This is a genomic window from uncultured Nisaea sp., from assembly GCF_963974195.1.
In the GTDB taxonomy this organism is placed as follows: Bacteria; Pseudomonadota; Alphaproteobacteria; order Thalassobaculales; family Thalassobaculaceae; genus Nisaea.
Window position 1 is genome coordinate 1 of the sequence record NZ_CAXBDC010000008.1, and the last position, 19,160, is coordinate 19,160.

Below are 19,160 nucleotides of genomic sequence, written 5' to 3' on the forward strand. Positions count from 1 at the left end.
CGTGGCGCGGTACTGGTTTGCTTGCTCTATCTCGGACTGAACTGGCTGATCGAGGATGATGGCTATCCGCAATGGGTAACCGAAGCGCGCACATTGCCTCTCGTCGAGCAGGGGGCCGAAACCCTTGTCAGCCTCGTGCCGCCCAAATTGCGACCGAAACTCCGGGACGCCGCCGGGACAGCCGGCACGAATGCCCGCAAGCAAACGGAAAAACTGCTTTTCGAACGTCTGATCAGCCCGCCGGCAAAATCCGATGCGCCGAAGAACGGCGACGGGTATACTGCCGATCAACGTCGGGGACTGGAGAAGGTCATCGAGAGCACGGATTAGCGCTTTCGATGAATGTACCATGGACAGCAACCGGCAGGAGGATGTCGCCGTGACGGATCTGAAACAACCGTTGGACCGGTCCCCCGATTGGGACGACGATCATCTTCATGAGGAATGCGGCGTCTTCGGCGTCTTTGGCGCTCCTGATGCGGCAGCCCTGACGGCTCTCGGCCTGCACTCCCTGCAACATCGCGGACAGGAATCCTGCGGTATCGTTTCCTGGGACGGCGTTCATTTCCATGCCCACCGGGCACTGGGCCATGTCGGTGAAAACTTTGGCGACGAGTCGGCAAAGATCATCAACCAGCTCAAGGGCCATGCCTCCATCGGGCACAACCGGTACGCCACCACCGGCGGGGCCAACCTCCGGAACGTCCAGCCGCTCTTCGCGGATTTCGAATTCGGCGGCATGGCGCTCTGCCATAACGGCAACCTGACCAACGCCATCGACCTGCGCGACAGCCTGGTCCGCCAGGGCTGTCTGTTCCAGTCCACCTCGGACACCGAAACCATCATCCATCTGGTCGCGCGCAGCCCGCAGCACACCGTGCTGGACCGGGTGGTCGACGCCATGCAGAAGATCGTCGGTGCCTATTCCCTGATCTGCCTCTCCCGCGACTCGCTGATCGGCATCCGCGATCCGTACGGCGTTCGTCCGCTGGTGCTCGGCAAGCTGGGCGATGCGCATATCCTTGCCTCGGAGACCTGCGCGCTCGACATCATCGGCGCCGACTATGTGCGTGATGTGGAACCGGGCGAGGTTGTCGTCATCACGAGCAAAGGCGTTCAGTCTCTGAAACCCTTCGCCAACAAGCCGAGCCGCTTCTGCATCTTCGAATATATCTACTTCGCCCGGCCTGACAGCGTGATGGAAGGCAAGAGCGTCTATAACGCCCGCAAGGAAATCGGTGCGGTGCTGGCCACGGAAAGTCATGTCGATGCCGACGTTGTCGTCCCGGTGCCTGATTCCGGCGTTCCGGCGGCCATCGGGTATGCGGCGGCAGCGGGTATTTCCTTCGATCTCGGTATCATCCGGAACCACTATGTCGGCCGGACCTTCATTGAGCCGACGGATCATGTCCGCCATCTCGGCGTGAAGCTGAAGCACAACGCGAACTCCGCCCAGCTCAAGGGCAAGCGCGTCATCTTGGTGGACGATTCCATCGTCCGCGGTACCACCTCGACCAAGATCGTCGAAATGGTCCGGGCCGCCGGGGCCAAGGAAGTTCATATGCGGATCGCCAGCCCGCCGACGACCCATTCCTGCTTCTATGGTGTCGATACGCCGGAGCGGGAAAAACTGCTCGCCGCGAAAATGTCTGTGGAAGAGATGGCGGAGCTTATCGGCGTCGACAGTCTCGCCTTCATCTCTCATGACGGCCTCTACAAGGCCGTCGGCGAGGCCGCGCGCAACAATGAAAACCCGCAATATTGCGATGCTTGCTTCACCGGCGACTATCCGATTGCGCTGATTGACCAGAACGACGGGTCGAACGTCCGGCAGCTCTCCCTGCTGGCCGAGGCTTCCTGACCAAACCACATTTGCTGAGAGTTTCATGACCGGCATTCTCGACGGCCGCATTGCGGTGATCACCGGCGCGTCCCGCGGCATTGGCGCCGCCGTTGCCAGAGCCTTTGCCCGTGAAGGCGCGCATGTCGTGCTCGTTGCCCGCACCGTGGGCGCACTGGAAGAACTGGACGACGAGATCCGGGCGACAGGCGGCAGTGCCAGCCTGGTGCCGATGAATCTGACGGACTATCCGGCCATCGACCGGCTCGGCGCCGCCCTTCATGAGCGGTATGGCAAAATCGACATTCTGGTTGCCAATGGCGGCATGCTCGGCAACCTGACACCGGTCCATCACTACGACCCCAAGCTCTGGGAACAGGTCATCGCGACCAATCTCACCGCCAATCAGCGTCTGATACGCAGCCTTGACCCCCTGCTCCGTCAGTCGGACGCAGGCCGGGCGATTTTCGTGACCGCCGACGCCGCCAGCGGCGAAAAACCTTTCTGGGGCGCCTATGCCGTCAGCAAGGCCGCTCTGGAAGCCATGGTCCGGAGCTACGCGGCGGAAAACGTGAAGAGCAATATCAAGGCAAACCTGCTGAACCCCGGCGCGACACGCACCACATTGCGGGCGACCGCTTATCCGGGCGAGGATCAGGCATCGGTAAAACCGCCGGAAGATCTGGTGCCCCTGTTCCTCGAACTGGCCTCTCCGGACTGCCGGCGTAACGGCGATCTCGTCAATGCGTAACAGCCTTGCCAGGGCCTTCACCCTTGCAGCCGCTCTGAGCACCGGATTTTCCGGTCTGGCCACGGCCGTCGAAATTCAGGGCCATCGCGGCGCCCGCGGTCTCGTCCCGGAAAACACCCTTCCCGCCTTCGAGAAAGCTCTCGATCTCGGTGTGGATGTGCTGGAACTCGACACGGTGGTGACGGCGGACGGCGTTGCCGTCATTCATCATGACCGCGCGCTCTCGAAAGATCACACGCGGCGGGACGGTGCCTGGATCGACCGCGAAATCCTGCTGAACCAGCTGACGGCTGCGGAACTGGAAACATACGATGTCGGCCGGATACGCCCCGGCAGCCGTTATGCGAAGCGTTTTCCCGATCAGGCCCCGGTGGACGGCACCATGGTGCCGAAACTGTCCGATCTGTTCGCCATGGTCGCCGCACGCGGGAACGAGACAATCCGGTTCAATATCGAGACCAAGCGCTCTCCGCTTCAGCCTGGAGACACGCCCGAGCCGGAAGCCTTTTCCCGGTTACTGATCGAGACCGCGCGGGATGCAGGTGTGCTGGACCGGATCACCCTGCAAAGCTTCGACTGGTCGACATTGATCGCCGCAAAGCGGATCGATCCGGCCATCCCCACCGTCTGCCTCAGCGCCGAGGCCCGCTGGCTCGACTCAGCCGAGGCTGGCAAGGACGGGGCATCCCCCTGGCTTGGCGGGCTCGACGTGGATGATTTCGGCGGATCCATACAGAAAGCGGCCAGGGCGGCGGGATGCGCTGTCTGGTCTCCCTATTACCGGAATGTCACGCAGGAAGCAGTCGAGGCGGCTCATGCAGAGGGCCTTCGCGTCATCGTCTGGACCGTCAACAAGGTCGAGGACATGAAACGCCTGATCGCTCTTGGTGTCGATGGCATCATCACGGACTATCCGGATCGGGCCAAAGACCTCTGACCAGAGATCTTCGGTACGCCGCAGAGCGGCATTGCCCGACAGAGCCGCCCTCCTATACTGATAGCCTGTATCTTTGCCACAGGGACACGCGTGACTTATGGATCCAGCGGATGGTGACAATGGTCTGATCGCCGGCATCGGCCTCACTGATGCGGCCGGGGCACAGTCTCTCGACTGGAATGCGATGGCCGATGGCCGCCCCGAGGGCTTCCGCCTCTGCTGGCTGCATCTCGACCAGAAAGAAGAACGCGCCCGCAGTTGGATCAGAAAGCAGGCCGGAATACCGGATATCGCCGCGGCGGCATTGGTGGCCGAGGAAACCCGGCCAAGGGTGCAACGATTCGACAACGGCATCCTGATCGTTCTGCGCGGCGTCAATCTTAATCCCGGCGCCAATCCCGAAGACATGGTCAGTCTCCGGATCTGGATCGAACGCGGCTTCATGATCACGGTCCGGCTGCGCCGCCTGCTCGCGGTTCAGGATACCCTTGCCGCGCTGGAAGACGGGTTTTCCCCCGCCGACACGGATGAGCTGCTGGCCTCTCTCGCCGAGCGCCTTTTCCGGCGCATGGAGCCTGTCATCGACGATCTGGAGGAACGGATCGATCTGGTCGACGAGGAACAGACCGCCAGCGACATGTCCCATCCGACGAGAGAGCTGCAAACCCTGCGGCTGCGGACCATCATCCTGCGGCGCTATATCCTGCCGCAGCGCGATGCCTTGCGCCAACTCACGGCCGACCCGCCATCCTGGTTCGCACAGAAAACCATTAGCGGTCTTACCGAGGCCGCTGACCGGGTCATTCGTTATGTGGAAAGCCTGGATGAAATCCGTGAACGGGCCATGGTCATTCAGGACACGATACAAAACCGCAGCAGCGAGGAACTAAACAGGCGGCTCTACATTCTGTCTGTTATATCGGCTGTCTGTCTGCCCATCGGCCTCCTGACAGGCTTGCTTGGCATCAATGTCGCCGGCATGCCCGGGTCCGAGACCGCATGGGCGTTCTGGGCCGTGACCGTGATCATGGTCGCGATCGTCGGCCTGGAAGTCTGGGCGCTCAGATCCCTTAAATGGTTCAAGTAATCCGAAGGACCGGACAACTGAAAGTCATGCCAAACCGTCTCAAGGCCATACTGGCCCTTCTGACCGTCGCGCTCTGTCTCGGCGGGTTTTCCGTTTCCGCACCGCAGGCTCTGGCCCAGGGCAGCACTGAAAGCAGTACCGTCAACGAAGCAGCCAAGGCCGGGCCGCAACGCCTGCAGTCATTGCTCGACACTCTGAAGGACGAGAGCAAACGTGATGCCCTGATCACCGATCTGGAAACCCTGCTGGCCACCACGGAAGAAAAACAAGAAGAGGAAAAAAGCTCGTCCCTCGCCTCCGCCATGTCGGATGTGGTCACAGGGATCAGCGGGTTCCTGCAAGAGGCGGTGAGCAGGCTTTCCGATACGGCCCTGGCCCTGACTGATGTGAAAAGCCTGATACCGGCTATTTCAGCCATTGCCGCCGATCCTGATGAGCTTTTCCAGATCGGGCAATGGATCGCCATAATCGCCGGTATCGTGGCGCTCGGTCTTCTGGTCGTCCGGTTTTCCACCCGCCTGCTGCGTAATCCCATCGACAGGCTCGAAGCCTGGGTGCTGCGCGGTACGCTGCTGCGCAACCTTGCCGCCTTTGTCCCCCTGCTTCTGCTCCGCTGTGCCCGGGCAGTGATCTTCTTCGCCCTCACACAGGGCATCCTGACAACGGTAAGCAGTACGAATGTGCAGCTGGCCGGCCGGGTGTTCGTGTTTGCAGTGGCCTCCCATCTGGCATGCCTCGCCCTGATCCGCACCCTGTTGAAGCCTGCCGGACTGGTCAGCCGGTCACTGAACATTTCAGACGCAACCGGCGCGTATCTCGGTCTCTGGGCCAACCGCCTGGTCGCGACCGGCATCTACGGTATTCTCAGCCTGCAGAGCGCTTACATTCTCGGCATGCCGGTCACCACTTTCCTGTTCCTGGAAAAGCTCATTTATGGCGCGCTCTGGGCACTTCTGACCGCCTTCATCCTGCAAAACCGCACCAGCTTCGCCCAGGTTATCGCCAATACGGACAAGAGCGGGGCGAGCCGCACCTTCTGGTCCATCCTCTCCGCGGTCTGGCACCTGATCGCCATTGCCTATGTCACGTCCGGTCTGGTGATCCTGATGTCCATGGGGGATGCGGGCTTCATCCGTCTTGGAGAGATCGCCGCCTTCATGATCGTGATCACGATCTTCTGGCGGCTGGCCTGGCTGGCCGTCGATACGGCAGGGCGCTGGGCCTTCTCCGTCTCGCACGAGATGACGGACCGTTATCCGTCGCTTGAACGGCGCGCAAACCGCTATGTCCCGCATCTGCTGGCCGGTGCCCGCGTGCTCATCTCCGTCACGGCTCTTGGCGCATTGCTTGAGGTCTGGGGCATTCAGCTTTCGGCCTTCTTTGCCTCGGAGAACGGACAAATCCTGATCCGGGCGCTTGCCACGGTCATCGTTGTCGGTGGCGGCGCCGTCGCGATAGCTGAGATCATCAGTCTTTTCGTCGAACGGCGCCTGTTCGTCCTGGAAAGCTCCGGCGTTCTGAGCGGCCGCGAACGCACCCTGCTGCCGCTTCTGCGCCGTGCCTCGATCATCATCATCGGGGTGGTCGCGATCTTCGCCATATTGTCTGAAATCGGCGTCGACATCACACCGCTGCTTGCCGGTGCCAGTATCATCGGTCTGGCCATCGGTTTCGGCTCCCAGTCCCTCGTCAAGGACGTGATATCGGGCATCTTCCTGCTGATCGAGGACACCCTGAATGTCGGCGACTATGTGGAAGTCGGCGGCAAGTCCGGCACGGTCGAGGCGTTGAGCATCCGCACCCTGCGGCTAAGGGATGTCGCCGGAGACATGCACACGATCCCGTTCGGCACTGTCGATGTGATCACCAACATGACGAAGGAATATGCCTACGCGCTGGTCGATGTTGGGGTGGCCTATCGCGAGGATGCCGATGCCGTAATGAAGCTGCTGCAGGAGATCGGCAACGAGCTGATCGAGGACGAAATAATCAAACCCTCCATCACGGGTCCCTTTGAAGTTGTCGGCGTTCAGGATCTGGCTGATTCCAGCGTTAATATCCGTACCCGGGTCAAGACCAAGCCCGGCACTCAATGGTCCGTTCGCCGGGAATTCCTGCGCCGCGTCAAGCGGCGCTTCGATGCCGAAGGTGTCGAGATACCGTTCCCGCACCAGACCCTGTATTTCGGCGAAGACAAGGATGGCGGCTCTCCGTCGGCCAATGTCCGCGTAATCCAGGCGAAGCCACAACTTGAGGGCAAGGAATCCGGTCAGGATGATCCTGAATCGGATGCTTATTTCGAGCCGGCCAATCCGGAAATGGCCGACGCGGAAACCGCCCGGAATGCCGAAAGAAACAACCAGGAAGCTGAGCGGAAACGCCTTCTGGAAGAGCGGAAAGAAGCGGCGGAAGAAGCCAAGCAAACGGAGCAGGAGCTTATCGGGGACGATAATGATGACGACAAGTCCGATAAGGCGGACAAATCCCCGTCACAGAAAAAGCCGGTCTAGGTCTGCCCCCGGCCATGCGCACATTTGATTGTCTCATTATCGGCGCCGGCGCCGCCGGCATGATGTGTGCCGCCGAGGCGGGCAAGCGCGGGCGCTCGGTGCTGATTGTCGATCATGCCGATGCACCGGGCGAGAAAATCCGTATCTCGGGCGGTGGGCGCTGTAATTTCACCAATCTGAGAACTGCCCCCGAGAATTTTCTCTCGGAAAACAGGCGCTTCTGTATCTCCGCATTGCGGCGCTATACCCAGCGCGATTTCATCGCCCTCGTCGAAAAGCACAACATCGCCTACCACGAGAAAACGCTGGGCCAGCTGTTCTGCGATGGCTCCGCGAAAGCCATCATCGACATGCTGCTGGCCGAACTCGGCGAAACCGGCGCCCAGATGGAACTGTCAACGCGCGTGGACGGGATCGAACGGCAAGGCGAAGGCTTCCGTGCCGCGCTTTCCAGTGGCCCCGTCGAGGCCGCGTCGGTGGTCATCGCCAGCGGCGGGAAATCCATTCCGAAGATGGGTGCCACCGGCTTTGCGTACAGTATCGCCGACCAGTTCGGCATCAAGGTGATCGAACCGCGCCCCGGCCTGGTGCCCCTCACCTATGAGGCAGCCATGCTGGAACAGCTCAAACCGCTCTCCGGCATTTCCGTCGATGCGATCGTCGCATCCGGCAAAACACACTTCACCGAAGGATTGCTTTTCACCCATCGCGGCCTCAGCGGCCCCTCGATCCTGCAGATTTCGTCCTACTGGCGGGAAGGCGGGGAAATCACCGTCGATCTCGCACCGGGAACGGACATCGCGGAGCGCCTGATCGCCGGCAAAGCGTCAAACGGCAAGCAAGCCGTCCAGACTGCTCTGGCCGAGCATCTGCCAAAGCGGCTGGCCGTGGCGATCGCGGAAGAAGCCAACCTCACCCGCCCGCTTGGCGATCTCAGCGACAAGGTACTTCGTCAGCTTGGCGAGCGGGTGAATCGCTGGCGCGTGAAACCTTCGGGCTCGGAAGGCTACCGGACCGCCGAAGTCACCCTCGGCGGCATCGACACAGCCGCACTCAATCAAAAGACCATGGAGGTGAAAGCCGCGCCCGGCCTCTATTTCATCGGCGAGGCCGTGGATGTGACAGGCTGGCTCGGCGGCTACAATTTCCAGTGGGCATGGTCCAGCGGCTGGAGTGCCGGGCAGGCGGTTTAAACCTGAAGTGCCTTCGCGGCCGGCCTTTGAATACCAAACACGAGTCCGAGCAGAAGCAGCGCACACACGCCCGTCAGCACCCAGAGGCTGACGGTGAACCCGCCGGTCACGTCATGGATGACACCAATGGCGACCGGGCCGGAGACGCCGCCGATTTCCGCCGCCGAGAAGAACAGCCCTCCGGCGGAGCCCGCATTCTTCGATCCGACGCCGCGCGCCTCCACGAGGAATAACAACGCGATGGTCATCATCGAACCGCGCGCCAGTCCCTGGAAGATCAACGCCGGAATCAGCCCGGGGCCCTCTCCCAGTTGCAGCAGCAGGGTGCAAAGCCCCGCCAGCACGAACAATCCGCCGAGTATCGCGCCGCGCCGCTCCGGTGTCGCCAGGCGCGGGATGGTCAGCGAGCCGAGCACACCGACCATGGTCGGCAGCGCCGCCCAATAACCCGCATCGACGGCGCTCATGCCTGTCGATTTGAGGATCTCCGGCAGCCAGTTATTGGTGCCGTGATTGAAGAAGAAAATCCCAACGCTCATGGCGAGGATGACCCGCACCACCGGATTAGCCATCAGTTCCCGGAAGATTTCGAGCTGGGGGCGTTTCGGCGCCGCCTTTTCCGCCATTTCGCGCGCTCGGGCTTCCGGATGCTGCGCGATCAGCAGCCAGAGCAAACCTGCGGCTGCGGTGATCGCGGCATAATCCAGCACCACCATGCGCCAATCACCGTCATGGAACGGCAGTACGACGGCATTGGTCAGACTGAGCGAGAGAATGCCGCCAATGGCCGGGCCGGTGATGTAGATGCCCATGGCGAAGCCGCGCTCCTTGCCTTCGAACCATTCAGCAATGATCTTCGGCGCCCCGATGGAAATCAGCGGGCCACCGAACCCGAAGATACCAACGGCGAGAAACATGGTCAGGTGATCGACGGCGACGGACCGGCAGAGGCCGGAAGCCGCCATGATCATTGCAGCAAGCAACAGAGCCCGCCGGGCACCGATCCGGTCCAGCAGGATGCCGCAGGGCACCGCCGCACCTATATAGATGAAGGGCCATGCCCCGAGCACGGTTCCCATCGCACCATGACTGAGTCCGAGATCCCGCGTGATCGGTCCGACCATCGGCGCCAGCGCGCTGATCGTCAGGCCGAAAGCGGAATAGATCAGCCAGACGCCGAAAAGCATTGCCCAGCGGTAGGGGTGCTGCGAATATGACATTTTGATATGCCTTTTCCATTCACGTAGGAAGGTGCGAGCAAACAGTCATTTGGGAAACTGTATTTCAGAATAATCTATATCGAACCTATTCTGCAGCTGAATGAATAACGAGAGTATTTGATACTGAAAGAAAAGCTGTTGCCCTGCACTTTCTCGAATATGGCTTGATTAACAAACGTGAAATTTGATATTTTTCTAGAACCATATACAACCTTAGATGGCGCATATATTTTCAGCTTTATCTCTAATCGGGAGATGCTCCATGCCAGAAAATGAAAATATTATATCAACGCCAATGCGCATTGTAATTGGCGCAATGGCGGGAATAATTGCTGCGATCGTCAAATTTTATGGCGCTGAGTTTAATGATCTATTTGGCCGGTACGCGCTTCCAAACGCAAATTTGCTAATTAGCACAGTATTGATATCCTATTTTATTTTAGCCATAATTCTATCAATCGTTGGGGCTTTTTGTGCCTTTCTCAATTCTGATGAAACCAGCAAAATAAAGCTCGTCGCTGTTGCAATGTCTGCACCTGCTATTTTTAATAGTTATTACAGCGGAGGGTTTGAAAATGAAAACACCCCGGCGATATCTCAAGTAAAACACATAGAACCTAAGCGCGAATATAATGAATTAAGTTTGCTTGATATTTTTTTCATAAAACGTGCCGTTGCGGATACAGGTCAAATTAAAGACTACTCGAAAAGAACTAGAATCGACGATTTGGGATCCGGGTTTTCATATATCCTTCGAATTGGAGAGCGAAAATGCTGGATTGTGGTTGGCTCGTTGAAAAAATATGATGATGCCGTTGATTTTAGAAAAAAAATTCAAGAAATAGATTCAAAAATGGGTCCATTTGTCGGAATAAAAAGTAACGGATTCTATCCAGTTTTAGTTGGTGGATTTCTTCCCGAAACAGAAGCAAGAAATTTGCTTGCAAGAGCAAATAAAATCCCGCTGATTTCTAATCAAAATCCGTTTCTATCAGGTTGCTAGGGAAAGATAATATTTAAAATACCGCCTTATAAAAACACTTGTCTACTACTTCTCTGTGATTTCCTTCACACCGCGTGCCGCAAGCCGCAAATTACGGGCTGTCTGTTCCATCTCCCGGCGCTGGCGGATTGTCAGATCCTCGTAGCGAAGCGCGTATTCGATACCGTCGGCCCGCTCCTGCAACCGTTTCAACCGGACTTCGTCCTGCACCACGTCACGTCTGCGCTTGGAATTGAACACGGGCGTCTCGACCTTCCAACGGCGGTAATAGCGCTGCTTCTGGCACTCCAGCAGCGTATCGTAGAGGGCGGCGATATCGTCGACCGTAAGCCGGTGACGGGTGATGCGGCGGCGGCTCATGCATGAAGTATGACGGCTAAGCCGCCGCGGGAACAAGACCGGATCGCGGTACTGACGCACTCGCGATCCGGCGTGACGGTTAACGCCTAGAGCAGCCCCTTGCGGCGCCACAGTTCGTGAACCTGGATGCCGTTCACCCGTTCCAGACACTCGGCCGCATCCAGCGTCAGGTCTTCCCGGAAGCGCCGGCCGATGATCTGGACCGACAGCGGAAGCCCCTCGTGATAGCCCGCGGGCGCGATGGAGGCAGGCAGGCCGAGGAAGTTGATCAGCCAACTATAGACGGATGAATCGAAGATATCGCGCACGCCCGCCGAGCTGTCGGCATCCTCGTTCCAGGTGAAACCCGGGCGCATCATGAACGGCGTCAGGACCAGCGGGTATTCTTCCAGGAACACATTCCAGGCCCGCAGATATCGGGTCCGGCGGGACATCGTCCGCAACAGGCCCACGGCATCGGTCGGCGGATAATTCTCGAAATAATAATCGAAGACTTTCTTGATGTCGGCGCTGCCATATTTCTGGATGGCCTCGCCGATGAAGATCTCGCAATCGGCATAGAGTGCCGGAAGGGCTTCAGCCGCCGCTTCCCGGATCATCGGCGGGCTCGCCTCCTCGACGACATAGCCGGCCTTCTCCAGCTCCGCCGCTGCGCCTTCCAGTGCAGCCTCGACTGCCGGATGGATCTTGTAGCCGTTGGTTTCGCGGCAGAACGCCACCTTGATCGGCTGATCCACGGCCGGGCCGTCGAACGGCATCGGGACCTGTAGCGGATCGCGCGGGTCGTGCTGCATCAGCACCCGGGTCGCCAGGCGCACATCGCGCACCTCGCGGGCAATGATGCCCTGAACCGACATCAGCTGCGCCAGCAACGAGCGCTCCTCCGCACCGGACGGATTGTAGGCAGGCACGCGGCCTTGCCCCGGCTTAACGGTCACGGTCCCGGTCTGGTACGCCGGAAAGCGCAGGGAGCCACCGATATCGTTACCGTGTGCAATCGGGCAGAAGCCCGCGGCAACGGCAGAGGAAGCCCCGCCGGAGGAGCCACCCGGGGAATGATTATCGTCCCAGGGGTTGTAGGTCCGGCCGTGCAACTCGTTCACGGTTGTCGGACGAAAGGAGAATTCCGGGGTGTTGGAGCGCCCGACGATGATGGCGCCGGCCTTCTTCAGGCTCCGGACCACCGGGGCATCGTCCGGGGCAATCAGATCCTTGAAAGCCGTCACACCATTGCTGTTGGCGGTGCCCTTTTGATCAACATTGATCTTGATGGCGACCGGGACACCGTGCAGCGGGCCGATCGGGCCGTTCTGCTTCAGGATTTCGTCGTAGGATGCAGCCTGTTCCAGCGCCGCGTCCGTCTGATCGACGACGATGGCGTTCAGATGACCGTTCTCGGCCCTGATCCGGTCGACGACAGAGCTTACGGCATCAGAGGCGCTGACACGCGCATCCCTGATGGCTCCGGACAGCTCCACGGCGCTCCATTGCCATAACGGGGCGGGATTCTTTGATGCGGCGGACATGGCGGGACCTCGATTGGGAAAGGCAGGACCACCATGATGTCCCCTTCCCCACCGATTGCCAAGTCCACTCTGGAATCAGGTGCTTAGTCGTCGTTGACGTAAGGGTTCTTGCTGCCGCGCAGATAGAATCGGATCGGCACCGCGGTGAGCTGGAAGCTCTCGCGCAGGCCGTTCACCAGATACCGGATATAGGCTTCCGGCAGTTCCGTCGGCTGACTGACGAAGGCGGCGAAGGTCGGCGGGCGGGTCTTGATCTGCGTCATGTAGCGCAGCTTGATCCGGCGTCCCTTGGCAAGCGGCGGCGAATGCTGCGCCGTCATGTCCGCGAGCCAGCGGTTCAGCCGCGAAGTGGAGACCCGGCGGTTCCAGGTATCGTAAGTCTCGACAATGGAATGCAGCAGCTTGTCGAGATTGCGGCCGCGTTCGGCGGAGATGGTGATGTAGGGAATCCCCTTCACCTGCGGCAGCGAGGTCTGCAACCGGTCGCGAAGATGTCCGAGGGCCTTTTCGCGATTCTCGACGATATCCCACTTGTTGGCGGCGATGACCAGGGCACGCCCCTCCTCGACCACCATGCGGGCGATGGTCAGGTCCTGCTTTTCCAGCATGGTGCTGGCATCCAGCATCAGCACCACGACATGGGCGAACTGGATGGCCCGGCGTGTATCCTCACCGGAGAGATATTCAAGCCGCTTGGTCACTTTCGAACGGCGGCGCAGACCGGCCGTATCGAACAGCTTGAAGGGCTGCCCTTCGAATTCCCAGTCGCTCTCGATGGCATCCCGGGTGATCCCGGCCTCCGGGCCGGTCAGCATGCGGTCCTCGCCGAGCAGGGCGTTAACAAACGTGGACTTGCCGACATTCGGCCGACCGACAATGGCGAGCCGGATGGTGTCCGGCGCCTTGGCATCGCGCCAGGTCACGGCCCCGTCGGGAGATTCCTCGATGATGTCGTCAACGACTTCCCCGTCATCATCGAAATCACTGTAATCGTCATGCGCGCTTTCGGGCGCATAGGCAGAGAGCGCATCGTAAAGCTCGCTCAGCCCTTCGCCATGCTCGGCGGAAAGCGGCACCGGATCGCCAAGACCGAGCCCGAAGGACTCGTAAAGGCCCGGCTTGCCTGCCTTGCCCTCGCACTTGTTGGCAACCAGAATGACCTTCTGCTTCTCGCGGCGAAGCCAGCGGGCGAAGTGATCGTCCAGCGGCGTGACACCGGCACGGGCATCGATCACGAACAAAACGGCATCCGCTTCGGCAACGGCCGCCTCGGTCTGTTGCCGCATCCGGCCTTCAAGGCTTTCGTTATCGGCGTCTTCCAGACCCGCCGTATCGAACAGGCGGAAGGTCAGGTCACCGACCCGGCCCTCACCCTCGCGACGGTCGCGGGTAACCCCCGGCTGGTCGTCGACAATAGCGATGCGCTTGCCAGCGAGCCGGTTGAATATGGTCGATTTGCCGACATTAGGACGGCCGATTATGGCGACTGTAAAACTCATGGCTGTTCCGTAGTCCCGAGACATGCCTCAGATCAAGCATTGTTGCGGCATAGCCGCCATGCGGGAGCCCAGCCGCTATGCGGAAGCTCAGCCTCCCATCCGGCAAAGGGGCTAACGGTAAGCCTCGAGATCGCCGTTATCGGTCAGGAAGAACACTGTCCCCCCGGCGACGATCGGCGGCACGAAAACCGGTGAGCCGATATCGATCTTGCCAAGAATGTCGCCAGTATAGGGCGAAATCGCATAGATTTCCCCGGTCGAGGCTCCCACCAGCAGGCGGTCGCTTACCAGCACCGGCCCGGCATAGGTGATGATACCTTCCTTGTCTTCGGGGTTCTCGAACACCGGCAATTGCTGGATCCACCGGATCTGGCCACGGCGTTTGGTCAGGGCCAGCACCTCGCCAAGATCTGACACCACGAAGATATAATCACCGGCAACCCACGGGGTCTGGTCTCCGCCGACCCGCGCTTCCCAGACCCGGCGGCCGGACTTCAGGTCCGTCGCCAGCAGACGCCCGGCCTGGCTGATGGCAATGACGAGACCGTCATCCACCACCGGATTGCCGCGAATGTCGGACAGGCGGGAGACCGCGTTGCGGCTTCTGACCGCGCTCAGATTGTCACTCCAGAGCAGGCGGCCATTCTCGACGCGGAGAACGAACAACTCGCCGGAGGAATAGGGAATGATCGCCGAGCCGCCGCTCACCGCCGGACTGGCGATACCGAGCAGGGCGGATTCTTCGGAGATTCCCGTATGGGACCAGACGCGGGTCCCGTCCCTGAGATCGAGGGAGAAAGACTGGTTGCCCAGAATGCTGACGAAGATCCGGCCGTCAATCACAGTCGGCGCGGCACGGACCGGACCGGGCAGCCGGGCCCGCCAGAGTTCCGTTCCATCCTTAAGCCCGAAGGCAATCACCTCACCATAGCCGGTCGCCGCGATCAGCTTGCCTTCACCGGCGGCAATCGCGCCCGGAAAGATGGTCTCGTCCTCGTCGTCCGGCCGGGTTTCCGCGGACCATACCCGGTCCCCGTCCACCACGGAGAACGCCGCGACGTCCCCTTCGCTATCCATCGTGTAGATCAGACCGTCCACGATGATCGGACTCGCGATCAGCTGGGTTTCATCGTCAGAGCCGCTGCCGATGCTGGTCGACCAGATACGTTTGAGCACATCTCCAGCCGCCAGATGCTGCATGGCATGCACTGCATTGCCGCCCGGCTGCGGCCAGTCCTTATTCTCGAACGGCCTCGGCAGAACGATCTTCAGCTCGGCAAGGTCAGGATCCGCGACCAGGCTCTTTTCCAGCGTGAGGATCGGCAGGCGCTCGCCTTCCAGTGGCGGGCCTTCCTTTTCCTCTCCGAAGAACAGGGAGTCGCCGCTGCAGCCCTGCAAAAGAGTTGCCGCAAAGAATGCCAGGCCAAGGGCCCGCCAGGAACGCATGCCGTTCATGGAACGCTCCCGCTCACTCAGCGCCGATGGCGCTGATCAATTCCGTTACCCGGGCACGCTGCTGCCGCGGCGTCGCCGCATCGGCATTCAGTGTCGCCAGGATTTCATGTGCCTTCGCCTTGTCGCCAGCCTTCAGCGCGATCATCGCTTCGGTCTCGCGGGCCAGCGCGCGCCAGGGGCCTGCGGTATTGGCGAGGGCTGAAATCTCACGCGAGAGTTCAGCCGGATCTCCACTGTCGATCCGATGCGAAATCGAAAGCAGGCTGGCAAGGTCGCGGAACAGGGCAGGCACGCCCTGGTCATCGGCCATTTTCCTGTAGATCAGCACAGCGCCTTCGGTATCTCCGGCCTCTATCGAAGCCGCAGCCTGCCGCAGGGTAGCCAGTGCCGCGTAACCGGCATTGCCGTCCTGGGCGAGCGTACCGAACCCGGCTTCTGCAACAGAGGGATCTTCGCCAAGGGCTTTTGCCGCGGCTTCATAGCGGGCGGACTGGGCCGCATACTGTTTCGCCTCATAGGAGTGCCAGAAACGGTATCCGGCGACCGCCGCGATGACCAGGATCGCAAGCGCGATGACATAGGCGCCGTACCGCTTCCAAAGCTTGGCTGCCTTCTCCTGCTGGAGTTCTTCGTCAATCTCGCGAAAAATATCTGCCACGCGTATCTCCGTTGCGCTGCGCCGGTCCCTTTTAGCCCGGCAAGCGGGTTAACCGGCGGACAAGTCCCACCGCCTTAATTCCAGAGAGCAATCAACGCCTCCAGCATCCGGCGGAAGAGCGCAACCTACATGGCGCGCACGCCGAAATCAAACCGCTCTCACGCTCTCCGCACTTTCCGTGATCGCGGCCTTTACGCCGGGCGATTTTTCGGGAAAACTATGCTTCATGAATCGGCAACAAATCCAACGGTGAGCAGCTCATGGCGGATTTGATTCGGCTCAAAAAAAGCCGGTCGCCGCAGCGCGGTCTCTTCTTCACCAAAAAAGAACTCGGCCAACTCCTCGCCCTTTATTCAAGCCGCGTGATCTCCGGCGAATGGCGCGACTATGCGATAGACCATTCCGACGACGGTGCTGCCTTCTCGATTTTCCGCCATAGCCACGAGCTGCCGCTGTTTTCTGTCTCCAAAAGACAGCGCAAGGGACAGCGCCAACCGACCTTCGAGTTAATGGCGGGTTATAAAAAGATCGCCTCCTCACCATCTTTGGTAGACGTTATCTCCCGCTTTGAGAAATTGCCCCGCCTCGTCACCGGTTGAAATCATGTCCTCATTCGATGTCTTCCTGTCTGAAATCCGGAAAGCAGCGCGCCTGCCCGACCGGTCTGCCCCGGCAGTGACCGGTGCAGGTGTCCTCCCCTCCGCCTATGCGGTAACGGATCTGGCGGCCGCCTCCTTCGCCGCCGCCGGAGAAGCCATTGCCACTCTGATCGCCGCACGGCACGACACGGACCCTGCTGTCAGCGTGGACCGGCGGCTTGCCTCCTTCTGGTACAAAAGCTCGCTGCGACCGGACGGGTGGGACTTGCCCGCACAATGGGATGCCGTGGCGGGAGATTACGCAACAAAAGACGGCTGGATCCGGCTTCATACCAATGCGCCACACCACCGAAAGGCGGCTCTGGCGACTCTTGGCGTGCAGGATACGAGCAAGACCGAGCGCGCCGACGTCGCCAAGGCAGTAGCCACATGGAATGCGGCGGAGCTCGAGAACGCCGTGGTCTCGGCCGGTGGCTGCGCCGGCGAGTTGCGTTCCAGCGCTGCCTGGGCCGCCCACCCCCAGGGCAAGGCCGTCGCTCAGGAGCCCCTGCTGCATCACGAAACATTCTCCGGCCCCTCCCCGGCAAACTGGGAGGTGAACCGCGCCCGCCCGCTGGACGGCATCCGGGTGCTCGACCTGACCCGGGTTCTGGCCGGGCCGACCGCCACACGCTTCCTTGCCGGATACGGAGCCGACGTGTTGCGGATCGACCCGCCCCTCGACCTCTGGGACGAAGCGCTGGCGGAGGAAATGAGCCTCGGCAAGCATTCCGCCATTCTCGATCTGCGCAAGGATACGGACAGACAACGTCTGAAAGAGCTGATCGCAGAGGCCGATGTCATGGTGCACGGCTATCGCGGAGATGCACTCGAAGGTCTCGGCCTCGGCGCGTCCGTGCGCCGGTCGTTCAATCCCGGCCTGGTCGATGTCGCGCTTTGTGCCTATGGCTGGACAGGGCCGTGGGCCGGACGGCGCGGCTTCGACAGCATCGTGCAGATGAGCAGCGGCATCGCCGAGACCGGCATGCGCCATTACGGCAAGGACAAACCGACGCCGCTTCCGGTTCAGGCACTGGATTACGCCACCGGCTTTATCGTCGCGACGGCAGCCGTCAGCGGTCTCGCCGAACGCGTCCGGAGCGGGGATGGCAGCCACTTCCGTACCTCCCTCGCCCGCATTGCCGCCCTGCTCGAAAGCCAGAAGCAGAACACCGACGCGCCGGAATTCGCGCCGGAGACGGAAGCAGACCTCGCGCCCGATATCGAGGAAACCCATTGGGGCCCCGCGCGCCGTCTCGCCTCAGCGGTCACCATTGCCGGGGTGCCCGCCTCCTGGGATATCCCGGCCGGCCCCATCGGCACGGCGGAGCCGGTCTGGCCGCTCCGCTAAACACCAGAAAATCTGAGTCATCAACATCCGTCATCAGCTTGTCTGCAACAAATGTTCCTGTTATGTTCTCGCTCTGAAATCCAGCTTGGACATGACGGATGGGACGTTTCAAGGACAAGGCCCTGCAACAGGACGAGCTGCGCAACCAGCCGGCCATACTGGCCGATCTGGCCCGCGCGGGGATCGATGTTTTCTGCTGGTGCCACCGGTGCGGACACAATGCCAAGCTGACAACGGCATTGCTGATCCCGCAACTCGGTCCGAACTTCCCGGTGCCCGAGATCGGCACCCGGATGCGCTGCAGCGCCTGTGCCTCGAAGGATATCGCAACCCGCCCCTCATGGCCGGCCCGTGACCAGGGGCTGGCCAGATCCGGCTAGGATGTCTCCGCGGCCTCAAGCTCCCGGAGCCGGGCGACCAGAACAGTGCCGGTACGGTTGATATGCGCCTTCAGGCAATCGCAGGCCGGAGCTGTTTTCCGCTCCCGGCAGAGAGAAAGGATTTCCCGGTGTTCCTCCTGCGAAGTTGACCGGCGCGGCGTCTCCGCCCAAGTCACGCGCAGATAACGCTCGAAGGCCAACCGCAAATCACCGATCAGTCTCAATGTCCGTGGCGCGGGGCAACGGGCATAGAGGATCTCGTGAAAACGGGCATTGAGATCGAGCAAATCATCCACGGCTGTGGCCGCATCGAGCTCTGCCAGAACGGCTTCGGCGGATGCGAAATCCGCTTCGGTCAAAGCCGGGATCGCCCATTCCAGGGCCTGCGCTTCAAGCAGCCGCCGGAGCGCGGTGATTTCCAATACCTCACCCGAAGATAACGGCCTGATCCGCGCGCCCTTCCGAGGCTCTATATCGAGGAACCCCTCGCCCTGCAAAAGCCGGAATGCCTCCCGGGCGATCGTCTGGCTGACCCCGAACTCCCGCGCAACGGCATCCTGACGCAAACGCTCGCCGCCCGGCAGAGTGCCGTCCACGATCCGTCCCCGCAGCTCAAGAGCAACTGAATCCGCCACAGTCGCGTTAACCGCCTGCCCGCGTCCTGACATCATGGAAAATCCAAACTCACTCTAGCCCCACAACTCCGCACCGCCCTTTCGGAGATACACGATCGGTGTGCGGGATTGACAGCA

At 60.7% G+C, this 19,160-nt stretch carries 17 protein-coding genes and 1 pseudogene; 11 read left to right on the forward strand and 7 right to left on the reverse strand.

Annotated features, from left to right (window positions below):
- The 7 genes and pseudogenes from AAC126_RS03200 to AAC126_RS03230 all read left to right on the forward strand — a co-directional run.
- A pseudogene (locus AAC126_RS03200) lies at positions 1-330 on the forward strand (hypothetical protein); the annotation flags it as partial.
- A 19-nt stretch (positions 331-349) separates the two neighbouring features.
- Positions 350-1,861 carry an amidophosphoribosyltransferase gene (gene purF, locus AAC126_RS03205; RefSeq protein WP_339849995.1) on the forward strand — a complete coding sequence of 504 codons (1,512 nt, stop codon included), beginning with the start codon at positions 350-352 and terminating at the stop codon, positions 1,859-1,861.
- Positions 1,862-1,886: 25 nt separating this feature from the next.
- Complete coding sequence (locus tag AAC126_RS03210; RefSeq protein WP_339849996.1) at positions 1,887-2,591, forward strand: SDR family NAD(P)-dependent oxidoreductase; 705 nt, start codon at positions 1,887-1,889, stop codon at positions 2,589-2,591.
- Positions 2,584-3,528, forward strand: a complete 945-nt coding sequence (locus AAC126_RS03215) for a glycerophosphodiester phosphodiesterase (protein ID WP_339849997.1) — start codon at positions 2,584-2,586, stop codon at positions 3,526-3,528. Before AAC126_RS03210 ends, AAC126_RS03215 begins: the two co-directional genes overlap by 8 nt.
- A gap of 97 nt (positions 3,529-3,625) precedes the next feature.
- Positions 3,626-4,615, forward strand: a complete 990-nt coding sequence (locus tag AAC126_RS03220) for a zinc transporter ZntB (RefSeq protein ID WP_339850000.1) — start codon at positions 3,626-3,628, stop codon at positions 4,613-4,615.
- A gap of 26 nt (positions 4,616-4,641) precedes the next feature.
- On the forward strand, positions 4,642-7,125 hold the full coding sequence (locus tag AAC126_RS03225) for a mechanosensitive ion channel domain-containing protein (RefSeq protein ID WP_339850002.1): 2,484 nt from the start codon (positions 4,642-4,644) through the stop codon (positions 7,123-7,125).
- Between the two features lie 14 nt (positions 7,126-7,139).
- Positions 7,140-8,318: an NAD(P)/FAD-dependent oxidoreductase gene (locus tag AAC126_RS03230; protein ID WP_339850005.1), complete on the forward strand. Its 1,179-nt coding sequence runs from the start codon at positions 7,140-7,142 to the stop codon at positions 8,316-8,318.
- Here the strand turns inward: AAC126_RS03230 and AAC126_RS03235 are convergent.
- A complete protein-coding gene (locus AAC126_RS03235) occupies positions 8,315-9,538 on the reverse strand; it encodes an MFS transporter (protein WP_339850009.1) in 1,224 nt (407 codons plus the stop codon). The two genes, AAC126_RS03230 and AAC126_RS03235, sit on opposite strands and share 4 nt — an antisense overlap.
- Before the next feature lie 262 nt (positions 9,539-9,800).
- Between AAC126_RS03235 and AAC126_RS03240 the strand changes: the two genes are divergently transcribed.
- Positions 9,801-10,541, forward strand: a complete 741-nt coding sequence (locus AAC126_RS03240; protein WP_339850011.1) for an SPOR domain-containing protein — start codon at positions 9,801-9,803, stop codon at positions 10,539-10,541.
- 45 nt (positions 10,542-10,586) lie between these two features.
- On the opposite strand, the gene AAC126_RS03245 is transcribed toward AAC126_RS03240, so the two are convergent.
- The 5 genes from AAC126_RS03245 to AAC126_RS03265 form a co-directional block, all read right to left on the reverse strand.
- Entirely contained in the window at positions 10,587-10,901 is a 315-nt protein-coding gene (locus AAC126_RS03245) for a hypothetical protein (RefSeq protein ID WP_339850012.1), read from the reverse strand.
- Positions 10,902-10,987: 86 nt separating this feature from the next.
- Positions 10,988-12,427 carry an amidase gene (locus AAC126_RS03250; protein WP_339850013.1) on the reverse strand — a complete coding sequence of 480 codons (1,440 nt, stop codon included), beginning with the start codon at positions 12,425-12,427 and terminating at the stop codon, positions 10,988-10,990.
- An 83-nt stretch (positions 12,428-12,510) separates the two neighbouring features.
- On the reverse strand, positions 12,511-13,926 hold the full coding sequence (der, locus tag AAC126_RS03255) for a ribosome biogenesis GTPase Der (protein ID WP_339850015.1): 1,416 nt from the start codon (positions 13,924-13,926) through the stop codon (positions 12,511-12,513).
- 111 nt (positions 13,927-14,037) lie between these two features.
- A complete protein-coding gene (locus AAC126_RS03260) occupies positions 14,038-15,381 on the reverse strand; it encodes a PQQ-binding-like beta-propeller repeat protein (RefSeq protein ID WP_339850018.1) in 1,344 nt (447 codons plus the stop codon).
- Positions 15,382-15,394: 13 nt separating this feature from the next.
- On the reverse strand, positions 15,395-16,039 hold the full coding sequence (locus AAC126_RS03265; RefSeq protein ID WP_339850020.1) for a tetratricopeptide repeat protein: 645 nt from the start codon (positions 16,037-16,039) through the stop codon (positions 15,395-15,397).
- 260 nt (positions 16,040-16,299) lie between these two features.
- On the opposite strand from AAC126_RS03265, the gene AAC126_RS03270 reads away from it, so the two are divergent.
- The 3 genes from AAC126_RS03270 to AAC126_RS03280 all read left to right on the forward strand — a co-directional run bounded on the left by AAC126_RS03270 (position 16,300) and on the right by AAC126_RS03280 (position 18,408).
- The gene (locus AAC126_RS03270) at positions 16,300-16,638 is read left to right on the forward strand and encodes a DUF2794 domain-containing protein (protein WP_339850021.1); all 339 of its coding nucleotides are present in this window, start codon (positions 16,300-16,302) and stop codon (positions 16,636-16,638) included.
- Positions 16,639-16,642: 4 nt separating this feature from the next.
- Positions 16,643-18,028: a CoA transferase gene (locus AAC126_RS03275; protein ID WP_339850023.1), complete on the forward strand. Its 1,386-nt coding sequence runs from the start codon at positions 16,643-16,645 to the stop codon at positions 18,026-18,028.
- A 98-nt stretch (positions 18,029-18,126) separates the two neighbouring features.
- On the forward strand, positions 18,127-18,408 hold the full coding sequence (locus AAC126_RS03280) for a hypothetical protein (protein WP_339850025.1): 282 nt from the start codon (positions 18,127-18,129) through the stop codon (positions 18,406-18,408).
- Here AAC126_RS03280 and AAC126_RS03285 read toward each other — a convergent pair.
- A complete protein-coding gene (locus tag AAC126_RS03285; RefSeq protein WP_339850028.1) occupies positions 18,405-19,079 on the reverse strand; it encodes a GntR family transcriptional regulator in 675 nt (224 codons plus the stop codon). The two genes, AAC126_RS03280 and AAC126_RS03285, sit on opposite strands and share 4 nt — an antisense overlap.
- Positions 19,080-19,160: the final 81 nt, after the last annotated feature.